14 protein-coding genes and 1 pseudogene are annotated in these 13,676 nt (G+C 72.6%); 6 read left to right on the top strand and 9 right to left on the bottom strand.

Features of this window, described 5'->3' with window-relative positions; genetic code table 11:
- Positions 1-182: 182 nt before the first annotated feature.
- Together C1I97_RS39940 and C1I97_RS17145 are read left to right on the top strand one after the other, a co-directional pair.
- Complete coding sequence (locus tag C1I97_RS39940) at positions 183-809, top strand: tetratricopeptide repeat protein (protein ID WP_181446762.1); 627 nt, start codon at positions 183-185, stop codon at positions 807-809.
- Between the two features lie 30 nt (positions 810-839).
- Positions 840-1,046, top strand: a complete 207-nt coding sequence (locus C1I97_RS17145; protein ID WP_258382602.1) for a hypothetical protein — start codon at positions 840-842, stop codon at positions 1,044-1,046.
- Here the strand turns inward: C1I97_RS17145 and C1I97_RS17140 are convergent.
- On the bottom strand, positions 1,038-2,636 hold the full coding sequence (locus tag C1I97_RS17140) for a carboxylesterase/lipase family protein (protein WP_111004090.1): 1,599 nt from the start codon (positions 2,634-2,636) through the stop codon (positions 1,038-1,040). The two genes, C1I97_RS17145 and C1I97_RS17140, sit on opposite strands and share 9 nt — an antisense overlap.
- 141 nt (positions 2,637-2,777) lie before the next feature.
- On the opposite strand from C1I97_RS17140, the gene C1I97_RS17135 reads away from it, so the two are divergent.
- A complete protein-coding gene (locus C1I97_RS17135; RefSeq protein WP_111004089.1) occupies positions 2,778-3,338 on the top strand; it encodes a TetR/AcrR family transcriptional regulator in 561 nt (186 codons plus the stop codon).
- Between the two features lie 429 nt (positions 3,339-3,767).
- Here C1I97_RS17135 and C1I97_RS42970 read toward each other — a convergent pair.
- Positions 3,768-4,057 (bottom strand): annotated as a pseudogene (locus C1I97_RS42970) (DUF7008 domain-containing protein); the annotation flags it as partial.
- Between the two features lie 191 nt (positions 4,058-4,248).
- Positions 4,249-5,067: an isocitrate lyase/PEP mutase family protein gene (locus C1I97_RS17125; RefSeq protein WP_111004088.1), complete on the bottom strand. Its 819-nt coding sequence runs from the start codon at positions 5,065-5,067 to the stop codon at positions 4,249-4,251.
- A gap of 743 nt (positions 5,068-5,810) precedes the next feature.
- Here C1I97_RS17125 and C1I97_RS17120 point away from each other — a divergent pair.
- Positions 5,811-6,242, top strand: a complete 432-nt coding sequence (locus C1I97_RS17120) for an SRPBCC family protein (protein ID WP_111004087.1) — start codon at positions 5,811-5,813, stop codon at positions 6,240-6,242.
- A gap of 86 nt (positions 6,243-6,328) precedes the next feature.
- Here C1I97_RS17120 and C1I97_RS17115 read toward each other — a convergent pair whose 3' ends face one another.
- Entirely contained in the window at positions 6,329-7,834 is a 1,506-nt protein-coding gene (locus C1I97_RS17115; RefSeq protein ID WP_146608230.1) for a hypothetical protein, read from the bottom strand.
- 2 nt (positions 7,835-7,836) lie between these two features.
- Complete coding sequence (locus C1I97_RS17110; protein ID WP_111004085.1) at positions 7,837-8,199, bottom strand: hypothetical protein; 363 nt, start codon at positions 8,197-8,199, stop codon at positions 7,837-7,839.
- A 215-nt stretch (positions 8,200-8,414) separates the two neighbouring features.
- On the opposite strand from C1I97_RS17110, the gene C1I97_RS17105 reads away from it, so the two are divergent.
- Positions 8,415-10,397, top strand: coding sequence for a sensor histidine kinase (locus tag C1I97_RS17105; protein WP_111004084.1), 1,983 nt, complete (start codon positions 8,415-8,417; stop codon positions 10,395-10,397).
- A complete protein-coding gene (locus tag C1I97_RS17100) occupies positions 10,385-11,026 on the top strand; it encodes a response regulator (protein WP_111004083.1) in 642 nt (213 codons plus the stop codon). Before C1I97_RS17105 ends, C1I97_RS17100 begins: the two co-directional genes overlap by 13 nt.
- A gap of 110 nt (positions 11,027-11,136) precedes the next feature.
- On the opposite strand, the gene C1I97_RS17095 is transcribed toward C1I97_RS17100, so the two are convergent.
- The 4 genes from C1I97_RS17095 to C1I97_RS17080 all read right to left on the bottom strand — a co-directional run.
- Complete coding sequence (locus C1I97_RS17095; RefSeq protein WP_111004082.1) at positions 11,137-12,339, bottom strand: S8 family peptidase; 1,203 nt, start codon at positions 12,337-12,339, stop codon at positions 11,137-11,139.
- Positions 12,340-12,690: 351 nt separating this feature from the next.
- Positions 12,691-12,876, bottom strand: a complete 186-nt coding sequence (locus tag C1I97_RS17090; RefSeq protein ID WP_111004081.1) for a hypothetical protein — start codon at positions 12,874-12,876, stop codon at positions 12,691-12,693.
- A 15-nt stretch (positions 12,877-12,891) separates the two neighbouring features.
- Positions 12,892-13,251 carry a MazG-like family protein gene (locus C1I97_RS17085; RefSeq protein ID WP_111004080.1) on the bottom strand — a complete coding sequence of 120 codons (360 nt, stop codon included), beginning with the start codon at positions 13,249-13,251 and terminating at the stop codon, positions 12,892-12,894.
- Between the two features lie 88 nt (positions 13,252-13,339).
- Positions 13,340-13,676, bottom strand: a 337-nt coding sequence (locus C1I97_RS17080; RefSeq protein WP_369008359.1) for a DoxX family protein, incomplete at its 5' end; no start/stop codon positions are given.

The following is a 13,676-nucleotide window of genomic DNA, read 5'->3' as shown; positions in this document are numbered from 1 at the left end:
GCGTCAACACCAGAACGAAACGGATCATGCGGCAGATGCACGGCCGCGCCGGATTCGACCTCCTCCGCCACCGTATCCTCCTGCGCTGATGGCTACCCGCCGTCACCACCGACTACGGGCCAGACCCGATTAGACACTCCCCCCTGTAGTACAGGGAGGGGATCACGCAGTTGTGGCGCCGAATGCAGCCGCACCGTGCCGAGGCTGTCGCCGCCGAACTGGAGGCCACCCGCGAAGACGCCCTGGCGGCCGACGAGGCCGACGACCAGGAGACACTCGGCGAACTGCACCTGGAGTGGCAGGGGCGGCTGCGACGGCTGCTCGCGGCCCAGCCCGGTGCCGCTGTGGAACTGCGCAGGCTCCTCGACGAACTCGAGCCGGGGAGCGCGACCGGTCCCGCGGTCACCCAGCACGCCGACGCGTCCGGGGATATCGCCGCCGAAGAGGACGGCGCACTCCTCTCCCTGCCCTCGGAATGCGTTCGGTTCCTCGGCCCCGACCACACGGTGACCCTGGGCGCCCACCACAACCACGCCTGGGCTCTGTACCTCCTGGGTCTCTTTGAGGAGGCTGACCAGGAGATACGGCTGGTGACCGAGGCGTACGGGCGACGTTTCGGCCCCGACTACCCGATCGCCCTCTCGGCCCAGCAGCTCCTCTCCCGGACCCAGGCCGCGCGCGGCAACCTGGACGCGGCGATCGAGCTGATGACGGATGTCGTGGCCAGACGGGAACGCGGCCTGGGGCCCGACCGCCCGTTCACGCTGGCCAGCCGGCGTCTGCTGAGCGACTTCACCTCGGGGCGGTGACAGGCGGACGCGGTCCGCCTGTCCGCGCTGGTGGCCGCTGCCGCAGCGAGCGCGCCGGCCGGTGCCCGGTCGCTGACCGCGATCACCGAGTGGCTGTCCGACGCTCCCGCGTGGGCCTGCTGGTCCCTCGGTTTCCCGATCGACCCGCCGACCGGCACGGTGTCCGTCCCACACCCCCACACCCTGCGCCGCCTGCTGGCCCAACTCGACGGTCAGGAGCCCTTCATCTCACCGTGAGTGGGCGAGTGCCTTCCAGAAGGCGTAGTGGTGGTCGGCCGCGAAGTCGGTGTGCCCGATGCGGCCGGACGCGAGCCGCTGTACGTACGGGACGCGGGTCGTGAACCGCTTCCACGTCGGCATGCCATACCCGTTCACCTGCCCAGTGCTCGCGAACCGGCTCCAGTAGGCGATCACCGTGTCCGACAGCCCGGCCTGCGCGTCGCCGAGCGGCTCGAACAGGTCGTTGTCGAACAGATAGGCCAGGTCGACCATGTGGCCGGTACCGAGCGGGAAACTCGCCGGCCGCGGCGCACTCCTGAAGTACGGGGCCTCGGCCTCGGCGAAGTCGTAGGCATGGACGGGGGTGTAGCGGGCCAGCGCGCGCTGGGTGTCGAGCGCCGCGGTCGACCACTCCGAGTCGGTCAGCACGGCCGAGAGCGCCGCCCCGGGCGCCGGGTAGTTCGCGACCGGGTACTCGGCCAGGACCGCGGGAGCGTCCTTTCCGAACTGCTCGGTGACCTTCTTGACATACCCCTCGGCGGTCAGCGGCCTCCCTGTCATGATTTCGTCGAGCCCGGCCAGCCCGCTCATCTCGTCGTGAGTGGAGCCGTGCAGCACCGGTACCCGGGCGAACCGCCCGGCGGCGATCGCCCGTGACGGAGCCTCGGGCAGCACCTTGCCGTCCACCACGGGCCGGTAGCCGTCGTGCCCGGAGACGGACGCCTTGGTGAGTTCGGCGGTGGACCTGTGCCGCAGGCAGGAGTCGGCGGTGCGCGGATCGTCGCAGCCCGCGGTGCCGGCGACGGCGAGGCCGTTGGTCTCCGCCTGTGTGCGGGTGAACGAGCCGTCCGGTCCGACGCAGCCCGCACTCTGCACGATCGCCTTGCTGAAGAGCCCGCGGGCTCCGGGCGAGACCAGCTGGGCGCAGACGCTGTAGCCGCCGCCCGACTGCCCCATGATCGTGACATTGCGGGGGTCGCCGCCGAAGGCACCGGCGTTGCGGTTGACCCATTTCAGCGCGGCCTGCTGGTCAAGGAGACCGAGGTTGGCCGGTGCGCGCAGGCCGGGCGCGGTGAGGAAGCCGAACGTGCCGAGCCGGTAGTTGATCGTCACGACCATCGCGCCCTGCTGCGCGGCGGCCAGCTTGGCCGCGTGGTAGGTGGCGCCGTCGCCGTAGGTGAAGCTGCCGCCGTGAATCCAGACGATGACCGGCAGCCGTCCCGTCGTCCGCCCGACCGGAGTCGTGACGTTCAGGTAGAGGCAGTCCTCGCTGCCGCCGTCCTCGATCGAGATGGGCTGGTCGGTCGGCTGCGCGCAGGCGCTCTTCGGGGCGCGGGCGTCCAGCGGCGACGACCAAGGGCGCACCGGCTGCGGTTCCTTCCACCTGCGTTCTCCGGTCGGCGGGGCCGCGTAAGGGATGCCCTGGAATGTGCGCACCGCACCAGCGACCGTGCCCTGGACCGGGCCCTCGGCGGTCATCACCCGGGTGGGGAGGACTTGGGCGCTGGGGCGCGCGGAGGCGAGGTCGGCCGTGATCACCGTGGCGGCGAGCGTTGCGGAGACGGTGGCCGCGGCAAGGGCGGCGACGCGGGACTTCGTGGTGCTCATCCGGGCTCCCGGGATCGGCATGATCTTCGATGCTCAGAACGGTAACCATGATTTGGGCAGATGCGCAAGGCGTTTGTCTAAGGCGATCGCCTAATGCGTTCGTCTGGCGCAAACGTTTAGATCGTTGCTAGGGTTCGCGTCATGGGAAACCGGGAGAAGCTGCTGGAGGCCGCCAGACAGTGCCTCTTCACGAAGGGCTACGAGCGCACGACGGTCCGCGACCTCGCCTCCGCGGCGGGTGTGAGCATGGCGGCGATCGGCTATCACTTCGGCTCGAAGGAGGCGCTGCTCAACCAGGCGCTCTTCGAGGCGCTCGACTCGGGAGACCAGGCCTTCGGGCCGTCGGCGGGCGACACCGACCTCGGCACGCTATGGCGTCGCCTGATCGAGGCGTTCTCGGTCAACAAGACCTTCTGGATCGCCAATCTGGAGACCGTCCTGCGCGCGCAGCGCGATCCGGAACTGCGTGAGCAGGTGGCCGCCGGGCTGCGGCAGGGACGCAGTGGCATGGCGCGAGAGGTCACTGGAACCGCCGAGACCGAGCTCTCCGAAGCAACGATCCGCACCGTCGGCTCGGTGCAGCTCGCCCTCGTCAGCGGCCTGATGATGCAGCATCTCACCGACCCCGAGTCCGCGCCCACCGCCGACGAGGTGCTGGCGGGGCTGCGGGCGCTGGCCACCTACCTGCCCGAGGAGACGTAAGACTCGGTCCCTGGACCGAAGGCACAGGGCCGCCACGGTGCCGTCCGCCCGGCCCATGTCCACGGTGGACAATTCTTCGACCGGCAGATCCACGTCCTCACCGAAGCGGGCCGCATCCAGATCTCCGCCGACAAGAAGTCCGGCAAGAACGCCGAGCGCGAGGAACTGTGGAAGGCGCTCGACACCACCACGCCGGGCGGGCGCCTGGTGTTTCACGTCTTCGCGGCCTTGGCGGAGTCCATCCGCGAACTCATCGCGCAGGGCACCAACGAGGGTGAGGAACGGGTGCGTCACGCCCGGTCCTGCTCACCCACCTGGGGAACACCGTTACGTCCATCGTGAAGCTCCCGGGCGTCAGCAGGAACACGATCTGCAAGTACGTGCCCGAGCTGATGGGCGGTCCCTGTCGTGTCTCCGTCGGCCGCCCGCTCACTTGCGGACCGACGCCCGACCGCGACGGCCGGCCGCGACCGGGCGCCAGGCGCGCAAGTCGTCGTCGGGCAGGCCGTGAGTGGCCTGCTGGGTGGAGCGGTGATCCGCGAAGAAGGCCGCGGGGGAGCCGCCGTACATCGGGTCGAACTCGTGGTGCCACTGGTCCAGTCAGGGCTGGAGTTCAAGGAGGCCGGCGAGGAGCGGTGCCATTTCCTCGGCGGACAGTTCAGGTTGGTGAGGTAGGTGGCGAGCGCCTGCGCCTGCTCCAGGTGGTCCCAGCCCGCCCAGCGGAGGGGGTGTGACCGGACTGCCGGAGCGGGGGTGACCTCGGCCGGAAAATTCGTGCTGCACAGAACGGAGCACTCGTTTTCCGCGCGGCACGGCCCCGGCGGCCGGTCACGGGCCAGGTGCGACCGTCGCCGGGGCGGGCTTGCCGGCATCAGGAACGGCGGCGGAGCACTGAACCGTGGTGGTGGGGTCAGCGGGACTCGGAGAGCAGCGCGTTGAGTTCCGGGAAGGTCATGCCGCCGGCCAGGGACTCGTAGCCACCGGTGTCGAAGAGCTCCCGCGCGGCGCGGCGGGCGGCAGCGTACGCGGCCTGTGCCACGCCCGGGCCGAGGCTGACGCGGGCCACGCCGAGGGCGCCCAGCTCGGCGACGCCCGGGGCGCCGGGACCGGCCATGACGTTCAGCGGTACGGAGATGCCCTCGGCCAGCGCCGCGATCGTGGCGGTGTCGGTGGTGCCGGGGACGAAGATGCCGTCCGCTCCGGCGTCGACGTACAGGCGTGCCCGGGACAGGGTTTCCTCCAGCCGGGTGTCCGGGTCCCCGAGCCCGAGCAGGTACGTGTCGATGCGGGCGTTGAGGAAGAGGTCCGCGCCCGTGCGGTCGGCGGTCCGCCGGGCGACGGCCAGCCGCGTCGCGAGTTCGTCCGGGGCCCGGGTGCCGTCCTCGATGTTGACGCCGGCAGCGCCTGCCGCGAGCACCCCGGTGACGGTCTCGGCGACGTCGGCCGCGTCCTGCCCGTACCCGCCCTCGATGTCGGCGGTGACCGGGACCGCGACCGCGGCGGTGATCCGGGAAATCAGCTCCAGTGCTTGATCGCGGGCGAGGGCGTCGCCGTCCGGGGAGCCCAACGACCAGGCGACGCCGGCGCTCGTGGTGGCGATCGCGGGGGCGCCCGCGGCCTCGATGACACGGGCGCTCGCGACGTCCCAGGCGTTGGCGAGCGCGAGGGGTGCGGCGGGTGTGTGCAGAGAGCGGAAGAGGCGGGCTCTGGCCGGCTGCGTGGTGGTCATACGGGGAGTCAAACATGCCGGACGGTCATCCACCGGCGGGAATCCGACAACGGCGTCGATCGTGAAGCACGGGTCCGCCCGGCCGAGACGAAGGCGGCGGAAACCTCGCGCCGCCTGTCCGTGCCGGCGATGTCCTTCCACCGAGTGGGCCGGTACAGCCGGCCGGAGCGGACCGCATACCGGGCCTGCCAGTCGGATGTCTCCTCACACGGTTGCAAGCAGAACAGGTGGGCCTGGTGTCCCTGCGGAGGTATGCGGAGAGGACGTGGCCGGCATGACCCGGTCCGCCACGCAGGCGACGCGGGCGCGTCACCAGGAGCCTCCGCCACCTCCACCGCCTCCGCCGCCGACCGTGTAGCCGCTGCCGGAGCCTGAACTGAAACCCGAACCGGAGGCGGACGAACCGCTGGGGGCCGGCGCACTGGTGGAGGAAATGCTGTTGAGGATCGCGACGGCGATGAGCGGGCGGAGCAGCGGCATCCGTGCGGGTCGACGCGCGGACGGGGCAGGCGGGGGGGCACTGTCGGTTCGGACACCGCCTGGGACCAGCGGTCGGCCACGCCGAGAGACACCGCCCAGGCGGCGTAATGGTCCAGTACGCCCGCGTCGGCCGCCGCCTCCACGTGCTGGGCGCCGGCCCCGCGCGGCAGGAGTGAAGCGCGGCCCCGGCCCGGCCTGCCGGGGCGGGGCGCACACTGGAAGCAAGAAGAACGCGCGTCATGAGACGACCGTGGAGGTGCGTCATGAGCACCCTCGAAGAACACATCGACGTCGGAGTCCCCGTCGACAGGGCCTGGGACAGCCTCCACCAGGTGGAGAACTACTCCCGCTTCGTGGACGGTGTGCGCGAGGCCCGTACGGAGGCCGGTGGTCGCGCCCGGCTGGACGTCGAGGCGGGCGGCCGGTCCCGGCAGATGGAGGCCGAGATCTCCGACCGTGCCGGGGAACGCGTGATGGAGTGGCACACCACGGGCGCCCCGGAACTGAAGGGCTCCCTCTCCCTGCAGCCCATCGACCAGAGCCACACCCGGGTCCAGGCCCGGCTGGTGTACGACCCCGACACCGTCCGGACGGAATTCGGCGGGCCGAAGGGGTTCGCCCAGGCGAACGCGATCGAACGGCTCGTCCGAAGCGATCTGGAGCATTTCCGGGAGTACGCGGAACAAGGCCGGTGAGCGGCCGGAAGACCCACGGACACCGCGCCGGGCCCCCGCGGGAGCCGCGGGGGCGCACTCGGCCATGAAGGGGGCCGTCCCCCCGTTCACTCCCGCAGCGGCGGCAGGTCGAACTCGTCGTCCGGCATACGCAGCAGCAGCCGGCCGGCCGCCGCGAAGCCGACCGCCGTGAGTCCCCAGCCCACCAGGTCGAGTTCGCGGACACCGCTCAGTACCGAGGCGAGGTGGACCGGCTGCGCCACCGCCAGGCCGAGCGCGAGCCAGACCGGCACCACGCGTGCCCGCCACAGCGCCAGCCCGAGCAGTACCGTGCCGAGGAGGTGGCCGATCACGAAGACCCCGCCCAGTACGTCGGACCAGAACCCGGTCTGCAGGCCCTCCGCCAGATGGAACGCGGTCTCCCGGTCCAGGCCGCTCCGGGTGCCCACCGCGTGGGTGAGGATGTCCACGTAGTCGCCGGGGGCGAACAGTGCCATGTAGCCGGGGAACGCCACCAGCACGGCGGCCGTGGTGAGCATCGGCGCCCGCCGGCGGGTCACCCAGGCGACCGCGACCACGCCGCTGCACGCGAGGACCGGGCCGACCGCGCCCGTCCAGATGGCCACCGCCTGGTATCCGGTGGCGGCCACCAGCTTGTCGAACATCTGGCGCAGCGGGTCGGACATGTCGTACGGCAGCAGGTAGCGGCCGACGGTCACGATCAGCGCGACGACCGGTGCGGTGACGGCGAGCAGCACCCGCCAGACCGTACGGGCGTCCCGCGCGGGCCGCCCGCCGCTCGCCGTCCGTTCCCGCTCGGGCCGCTCCTCGGCCGCCCCCGGCTCCCCTCCGGCCGGGGGCAGGTCGAAGGCGTCGTCGCCGGCGCGCAGCAGGGCCACCGCGGCGCCGCCGTAGCCGATCGCGGTCAGCGCCCAGGTCACCGCGCAGGCGAGTGAGCTGACCGCCCCCAGCAGGTGGGCGGGGCCGGACACCGCGAGGGTCACGCCGACCCACGCGGGTGCCGTCCCACCCCGCCACAGCGCGAGCCCCAGCAGGACGAGGCCGATCGCCTGCCCGAGCAGGAAGACGACCCCCAGCAGGCCCGCCGCGGGGTGCGCCTGCACCGCGTCGTCCAGCGCCGTCACCAGGGCCGGGTCGAGGCCCCTCTCGGCGGCGACGAAGGCGGCCTGGCCGGAGTCGGGCGCCGCGATGCCGGCGCCGAAGGCCACCAGGGTGAGCAGCCCGCCGTACAGCGCGAGCCGCGGGGCTCCGCGACGGGCGGCCCAGGCCGTGGCCATGGTCGCCGGGACGATCAGCAGCGTGAACACCAGCGACAGCCAGAGTGCGGCCCGGGCGGAGCCGGGGTGGGCCGCGCTGCCGGTGATCGCCGTGCCGATCCCGGCGTCCGGCCGGAACGGGAGGACGAGCATGTACGCCGCCAGCGCGAGCGCGGGCAGCGGGGCGAGGACCGCCGCCGTCACCCGCCAGAAGCCGTGCAGGTCGCGGACGGGGCGACGGGCCGGCGTCCCAGGTGTTCCAGGCGTTTCAGGAGTTTCAGGCTTCCCCGGCCTGTCCGGCGTGCCGGGGGCGGTGTCCGCCGTGGTGGAGGTCATGGTCACCCCTCCGTCACGGCGCGGGTCCGCAGGGCCGAGGCGACCAGCGCGACGCCGGCGAGGGTGACGAGGAGGGCGAACGCGACCGCGCCGACCAGCGCTCCGGGTACGTCGTCGGCGAAGAACGCCGGGACGGCGCTGAGCCCCGACAGCAGCCGGGTGACGATCACGGCCACCGCGCCGGCACGGCTGCCCCGCCAGGCCAGAACGGCGCCGACCAGGGTGATCAGTCCGAGGACGGCGCCCACGACGGCCACCACGAACGGGGGGTGCTCGCCGTCGCCGAACGGCAGCGAGATCACGTCGACGAGGCCGAGCAGGCCGGACAGGACCAGTCCGGTGGCGAGAAGACGGGTGCGGTTCACGTGGTCCTCCTGAGTGTGCGTGAGGGACGAAGCAGCGACCGGTGCCTGAAGTGCCGGTGCCTGAAGTGCCGGTGCCGGAAGTCGGTGGCGGAAGTACCGGTGCCGTGTCCGCAGTCTGGGTTCGCGGGGCGGGTCCGCGGATCGGGGCCGGCCCGGGACCGTTCTCCGTGCTGCCACGTATTCACTCCCGGTGACCGCCGCCCTACCCTGGGCGTGTGGCAACTCGGGGTCTGTTCGCCGTCGCCGCCGCGGTCCTGACGGGCGTGCTGGCGGCTGCCGGAGTGGTCCTGGCCGTGCTCGGCGGCGACGGGGGCGCCACCACGGTGTTCGCGGTCGGTGTGGCGTTCGGGCTGCCCTCCGTCGCGCTGGGCGTGGTGGTGGCCGCCCGCCGTCCGGACAGCGTGGTCGGGCTGGTGCTGGTGCTGGTCGGCGCGACCGCGGTGTGGCTCCCGGTCGGCGATCTGTGCGGGTTGTTCCTCGCGCGGCGGACGGACCTGCCGTTCGCGCGGTGGTACGCGGCCCTGTCGCAGGGCGCCTGGATGTTCCTGTACGTCCCGGCCGCGCTGCTCATGCTGGTCTTCCCCGACGGGAGGCTGCCGGGCCGGCGCCGGCGGTGGGTGGCGGCCGGGCTGCTGGCCGTACCGCTGTTGTTCATGCTGGTCGCGGCGCTGGACCCGGCACCGTTCCGGCCGCCGTTCGAGGCGCTGCCGCACCCCCTGCGGGTGCCCGGGCCCTGGCTCGCGGTGCTGCGCGTGGTGGCGTTCGCCCTGCTGCCGGTCTTCCTCGGGCTGCTGATCGCGTCCGCGGCGTCGGTGGTGGTCCGCTACCGGCGGGCGGCCGACGAGGTGCGGCGGGCGCAGCTGAAGTGGTTCGCGCTCGGTGCCGCCTTCCTGCCGCTGACGCTGCTGCTGTGCTGGACCGGCTATCTGTTCCTCGGCGGGCCGGAACTGGCCGTCGTGGGCCTGGCGGCGACGGCCCTGGCGATTCCGGTGGCCACCACGATCGCGGTGCTGCGGCACGACCTCTACGACATCGACCGGGCGATCAGCACCGCCGTCACCTACGGCCTGGTGACCACGATCCTGCTCGCCTTCTACACGGCCGCCTCGTTCGTGGCCGGCCTCGGCGCCGGACGGTCCTCCCCGGTCGCGGCCGCCGCGGCCACCGCCGTCTGCGCCGCCGCGCTGTCCCCGCTGCGCACCCGGCTTCAGCGGTGGGTCGACGGGCGGTTCTACCCGGCGCGGCAGGCCGCGCTGACGGCCGTTCAGGTGCTGCGCGGCCGTATGCACGCAGGGCAGGCCCGGCCGGAGCAGCTGGAGCAGGCGCTGCGCGAGGCGCTGCGCGATCCGCTGCTCCGGGTCGGCTACCGGCTTCCCGGCACGTCCGGGCTGGTCGACGCGGCGGGCGCGGCGCTGGACCCGGGGCAGGCGCATGTGGCGCCGGTCCGGCTCGGCGGGCACGACATCGGGGCGATCGTGCGGGGCACGACCGGCAGCCGGGAGCTGTTGCGCGAGGTGGCGTCCGCCTGCGCGCTGCTGGTGGAGGTGGTCCGGCTGCGCATCGAGCTCAGCCGGGCGCTGGAGGAGGCCGAGGCCAGCCGCGGCCGGCTGCTGCACGCCGGGTACGAGGAGCGGCGGCGGCTCGAACGCGACCTGCACGACGGGGCGCAGCAGCGCCTGGTCTCCCTGGGCATGGCGATCCGGCTGGCGCAGCGCCACCTCGACGACGGCACGGTCGACGTCGACGACCTGCTCGACCGTTCGGTGGCCGAACTGGCCGCCGCAGTAGTCGAGTTGCGGCAGATCGCGCACGGCCTGCGGCCGAGCAGCCTGGACGACGGGCTCGGCCACGCGCTGGCCATGCTGGCCGGCCAGGCCCCGGTGCCGGTGGCGCTGGAGGTGTGCGCCGACGAACTGCCCGACGACGTGGCGACGACCGCCTACTACGTGGCGAGCGAGGCCATGACCAACGCGGTCAAGCACGCCGGTCCGGTCGCGATCGGAGTGCGGGTCAGCCGGGCCGGAGACCGGGTGACGGTGCGGGTCGACGACGATGGGCCGGGCGGCGCGGCGATGCGTCCCGGCGCCGGGCTGTCCGGGCTCGCGGACCGGGTCGAGGCGGCCGGGGGCACGCTGCGGCTGTCCAGCCCGGCGGGCGGCGGCACCCTGGTGGAGGCGGTGCTGCCGTGCGCGTGGTGATCGGCGAGGACTCGGCGCTGTTCCGGGAGGGTCTGGCCCGCCTGCTGGCCGACGCGGGCCACGAGGTCGTGGCCAAGGCGCAGGACGCCCCGGGGCTGGTCTCCGCGGTCCTGGACACCCGCCCCGATCTGGCGGTCATCGACATCCGGATGCCGCCCGACCTCACCGACGACGGCGCCCGGGCGGCCCGGCGGATCCGCGACGCCCATCCCGAGCTCGGGATCGTGCTGCTCTCCCAGCACGTCGAGACCCGGACTTCCGTCGACCTGGTGTCCCGGGGCGGGTTCGGCTACCTGCTCAAGGACCGGGTGTTCGACGTCGACGACTTCCTCGACGCGCTGCGCCGGGTGGCGGCCGGGGGGTCCGCCCTCGACCCGGAGGTGGTGTCGCGTCTGATCGGGGCGCACCGGGCCGCCGATCCGCTGGCGTCCCTGACCGCCCGGGAGCGCGAGGTGCTGGCGCTGATGGCGGAGGGTCGTACCAACGTCGGCATCGCCCGGCGGCTGTGGCTCACCCACCGCACGGTGGAGACCCACGTCAGCTCGATCCTCACCAAGCTCGGCCTGGCCAACTCCGCGGAGGACCACCGCCGCGTGCTGGCCGTGCTGCTCTACCTCAACCGGGCCTGACACCGGGCGCGCGGCAGTCTCGGTCCGCCCGGTCCGCCCATCGGCCGGAAAGCGTCGTTTCCCGGAGGCGCGGCGGCCTCCGGGAAACGGCGTTCAGACCTGTCTCAGTGTCACGGGACGAGGCGCAGGAGCTTGTTCGGCGAACCGGTGCCCGGGCTGGTGACCACGCCCGAGGTGGCGCCGTTCACCAGGGCCGCGGAGACCTGTGCCGGGGTGGCCGTGGGGCGGCTCGAGAGGTAGACCGCGGCCGCGCCCGCGACGTGCGGTGTCGCCATCGACGTGCCCGAGATGGTGTTGGTCGCGGTGTCGCTGGTGTACCAGCCCGCCGTGATCGAGGAGCCGGGGGCGAAGAGGTCGAGGACCGAGCCGTAGTTGGAGTAGCTGGCCCTGGCGTCCGTGCTGGTGGTGGCGCCGACCGTGATCGCCTCGGTGACCCGGGCGGGGGAGGAGGAGGACGCGTTGGTGTTCTCGTTGCCCGCGGCGACCGCGTAGGTGACACCGCTGGCGATCGAGTTGCGCACGGCCGTGTCCAGGGAGGCGGAGGTGCCGCCGCCCAGCGACATGTTGGCGACCGAGGGGCCGGAGTGGTTCCTGGTGACCCAGTCGACGCCCGCTATGACGCCGGCCGTGGTGCCCGAGCCGCTGGCGTTGAGCACGCGGACCGCCACGATCCGGGCCTTCTTGGCGACGCCGTAGGTGGAACCCGCGATGGTGGTGGCGACGTGGGTGCCGTGGCCGTTGCCGTCCGACGGCGTGCCGCCGCTGACGGCGTCGTAGCCGTACGAGGCCCGCCCGCTGATCTCTCGGTGCGTGATGCGCACACCGGTGTCGATGACGTACGCGGTCACGCCGGTGCCCGCCGAGTCCGGGTAGGTGTACGTGCCGGAGAGCGGACGTGCCGCCTGGTCGATGCGGTCCAGGCCCCAGGGGGCGTTGGTCTGCGTGGCGTCGAGGTGGACCTTCTGGTCCTGTTCCACCATGGCGACCGCCGGGTCGGCCGCGAGTCTTCTGGCCTCGGTCGCCGAGAGGTTCGCCGTGTAGCCGTTCAGCGCACTGCCGAACGTCTTCTTCACCGAGCCGCCGTACTTGGTGATCAGGCCCTTGCCCGTGGTCGACGCGGACTTGAAGCCCGCGGTCTTCTTGAGCGTGACGATGTAGCTGTTCTTGATCGCCGTGGGGGAGTCGGCGGCGAGCACTTTGCCTTCGGCCGGGGCCGCCTGGGCGGGAAGTGCGGTGAGTCCGCCCAGAAGGGCGGCGGTCGCGATGCCGGTGAGGGCGGCGAAGCGGATCTTGCTGCTACGCGGTCGTGCCATGTGAGGGAGTCCTCCTCAGGCAAGCGCGCCTGGGTGGGGCGCGCGGTGTGGGGGTGCGCGCGGGGTCGCGCACACGGCCCTGAACGCTGCGTTCCGCTCAAGGCCGAGTAAAGAGTGTGGTAACTGTTGCTTATAATCAAGGGAGTTGAAGGCTTGACATGTAAGCGTCATGACGGAAAGCGAGTAGGACCCTCCTCGCAGTGATCGCTGAAAGGGTCTGCAACCGGAGGAAGTTGACGTCTCGGGCCGGCTCGGAGCCGGAGCGGCGGGCGTTTTCCCCTCTGCGAAAGGGGTGTTCACGCTTCCGCGGGCCTGGTCGCAGTGAAGTGGACGGACTGAGCGCCCGTCAGCTCAGGCTTCGAGGCGGACGCGGGCGGACGGCGTGGTCCGAGGAGGCCGCCGCGCGGCGGCCACGATCGCCGGGGCCTCCGTCATGGCGTCATCGCAAACGGAGGCGAGCCGCTCGCGCGCGGCCGGAGGGTTCTCCCGGTTGCCCGCGTCCACCGGCTCGTCCGGCACGGTGACGGGGAATCCCATGCCCTGCCTTCTGCCCTATTTTCCCGCACCACCGCCCGCCCCCGACGAGCGCTGCAGGACCTTTGACAGGTGCCGGGCGAACACTTCCCGGGTGCCCGGGGTCAGCGTGCGCAGGGCCACCAGGGCCGTGATCGCCACGTCGCACAGTTCCGCCTGGACGTCGTCCCAGGTGTGGGTGGTGCCCTTGCGCGGGTTCTGGCCGGTCGCGCCGATCACCGCCTGGGCGACCTCGCCGGTCTCCTCCTGCAGCTTCAGGATGCGCAGGAGCAAGCCCTCCCGGCCCTCGTGGGCGCTGTGCCCGTCCAGCCAGGTCCACAGGTGATCGACGGCGGACCAGAGGTCGTCGGCAGGCGGGGAAACGTGCTGATCGGTCATGGACCGCAGCCTGCCACGGCCCGCCCTGCCTCATCCTCCTACTCTTCGAAGAGCGCCTCTTAATCCTCGAGAAGTGCCTGTTACTCCTCTACTCCTCGAAGAGTTCCTGCTGCTCGCCCTCCCTCTCCCTCCGCAGCCGCTTGATGCGCGCGCCCACGACCACCGACGTCACCGCGCCCACCGTGGCGAACGCCGTCGGCACCATCCAGCCGCGGTTGACCGCGTGGCCGAAGGCGTGGTCCACGGAGAGCCGGCCGGGACCCGTGACGGCCAGACTCGCGGAGGTCAGGCCCAGGGAGGCGGCATACTCGTAGCCGCCCTCCTGGGCGAAGAAGCCGTTGGGCGCGTGCAGCGCCGCCGCCCCGGCCATCGCGCCGGCCGCCGTCGCACCCGCCGCCGGAGTGGCCAGGCCCATGGCCAGCAGC

The organism is Streptomyces sp. NTH33, assembly GCF_003236365.1.
In the GTDB taxonomy this organism is placed as follows: domain Bacteria; phylum Actinomycetota; class Actinomycetes; order Streptomycetales; family Streptomycetaceae; genus Streptomyces.
This window is presented reverse-complemented; position numbering and strand designations above follow the sequence as displayed.

Coding starts and splice junctions, on each gene's coding strand:
- C1I97_RS39940 (WP_181446762.1), top strand. CDS start 183: ATGCAGCCGCACCGTGCCGAGGCTGTCGCCGCCGAACTGGAGGCCACC.
- C1I97_RS17140 (WP_111004090.1), bottom strand. CDS start 2,636: ATGAGCACCACGAAGTCCCGCGTCGCCGCCCTTGCCGCGGCCACCGTC.
- C1I97_RS17135 (WP_111004089.1), top strand. CDS start 2,778: ATGGGAAACCGGGAGAAGCTGCTGGAGGCCGCCAGACAGTGCCTCTTC.
- C1I97_RS17125 (WP_111004088.1), bottom strand. CDS start 5,067: ATGACCACCACGCAGCCGGCCAGAGCCCGCCTCTTCCGCTCTCTGCAC.
- C1I97_RS17120 (WP_111004087.1), top strand. CDS start 5,811: ATGAGCACCCTCGAAGAACACATCGACGTCGGAGTCCCCGTCGACAGG.
- C1I97_RS17115 (WP_146608230.1), bottom strand. CDS start 7,834: ATGACCTCCACCACGGCGGACACCGCCCCCGGCACGCCGGACAGGCCG.
- C1I97_RS17095 (WP_111004082.1), bottom strand. CDS start 12,339: ATGGCACGACCGCGTAGCAGCAAGATCCGCTTCGCCGCCCTCACCGGC.
- C1I97_RS17090 (WP_111004081.1), bottom strand. CDS start 12,876: ATGGGATTCCCCGTCACCGTGCCGGACGAGCCGGTGGACGCGGGCAAC.
- C1I97_RS17085 (WP_111004080.1), bottom strand. CDS start 13,251: ATGACCGATCAGCACGTTTCCCCGCCTGCCGACGACCTCTGGTCCGCC.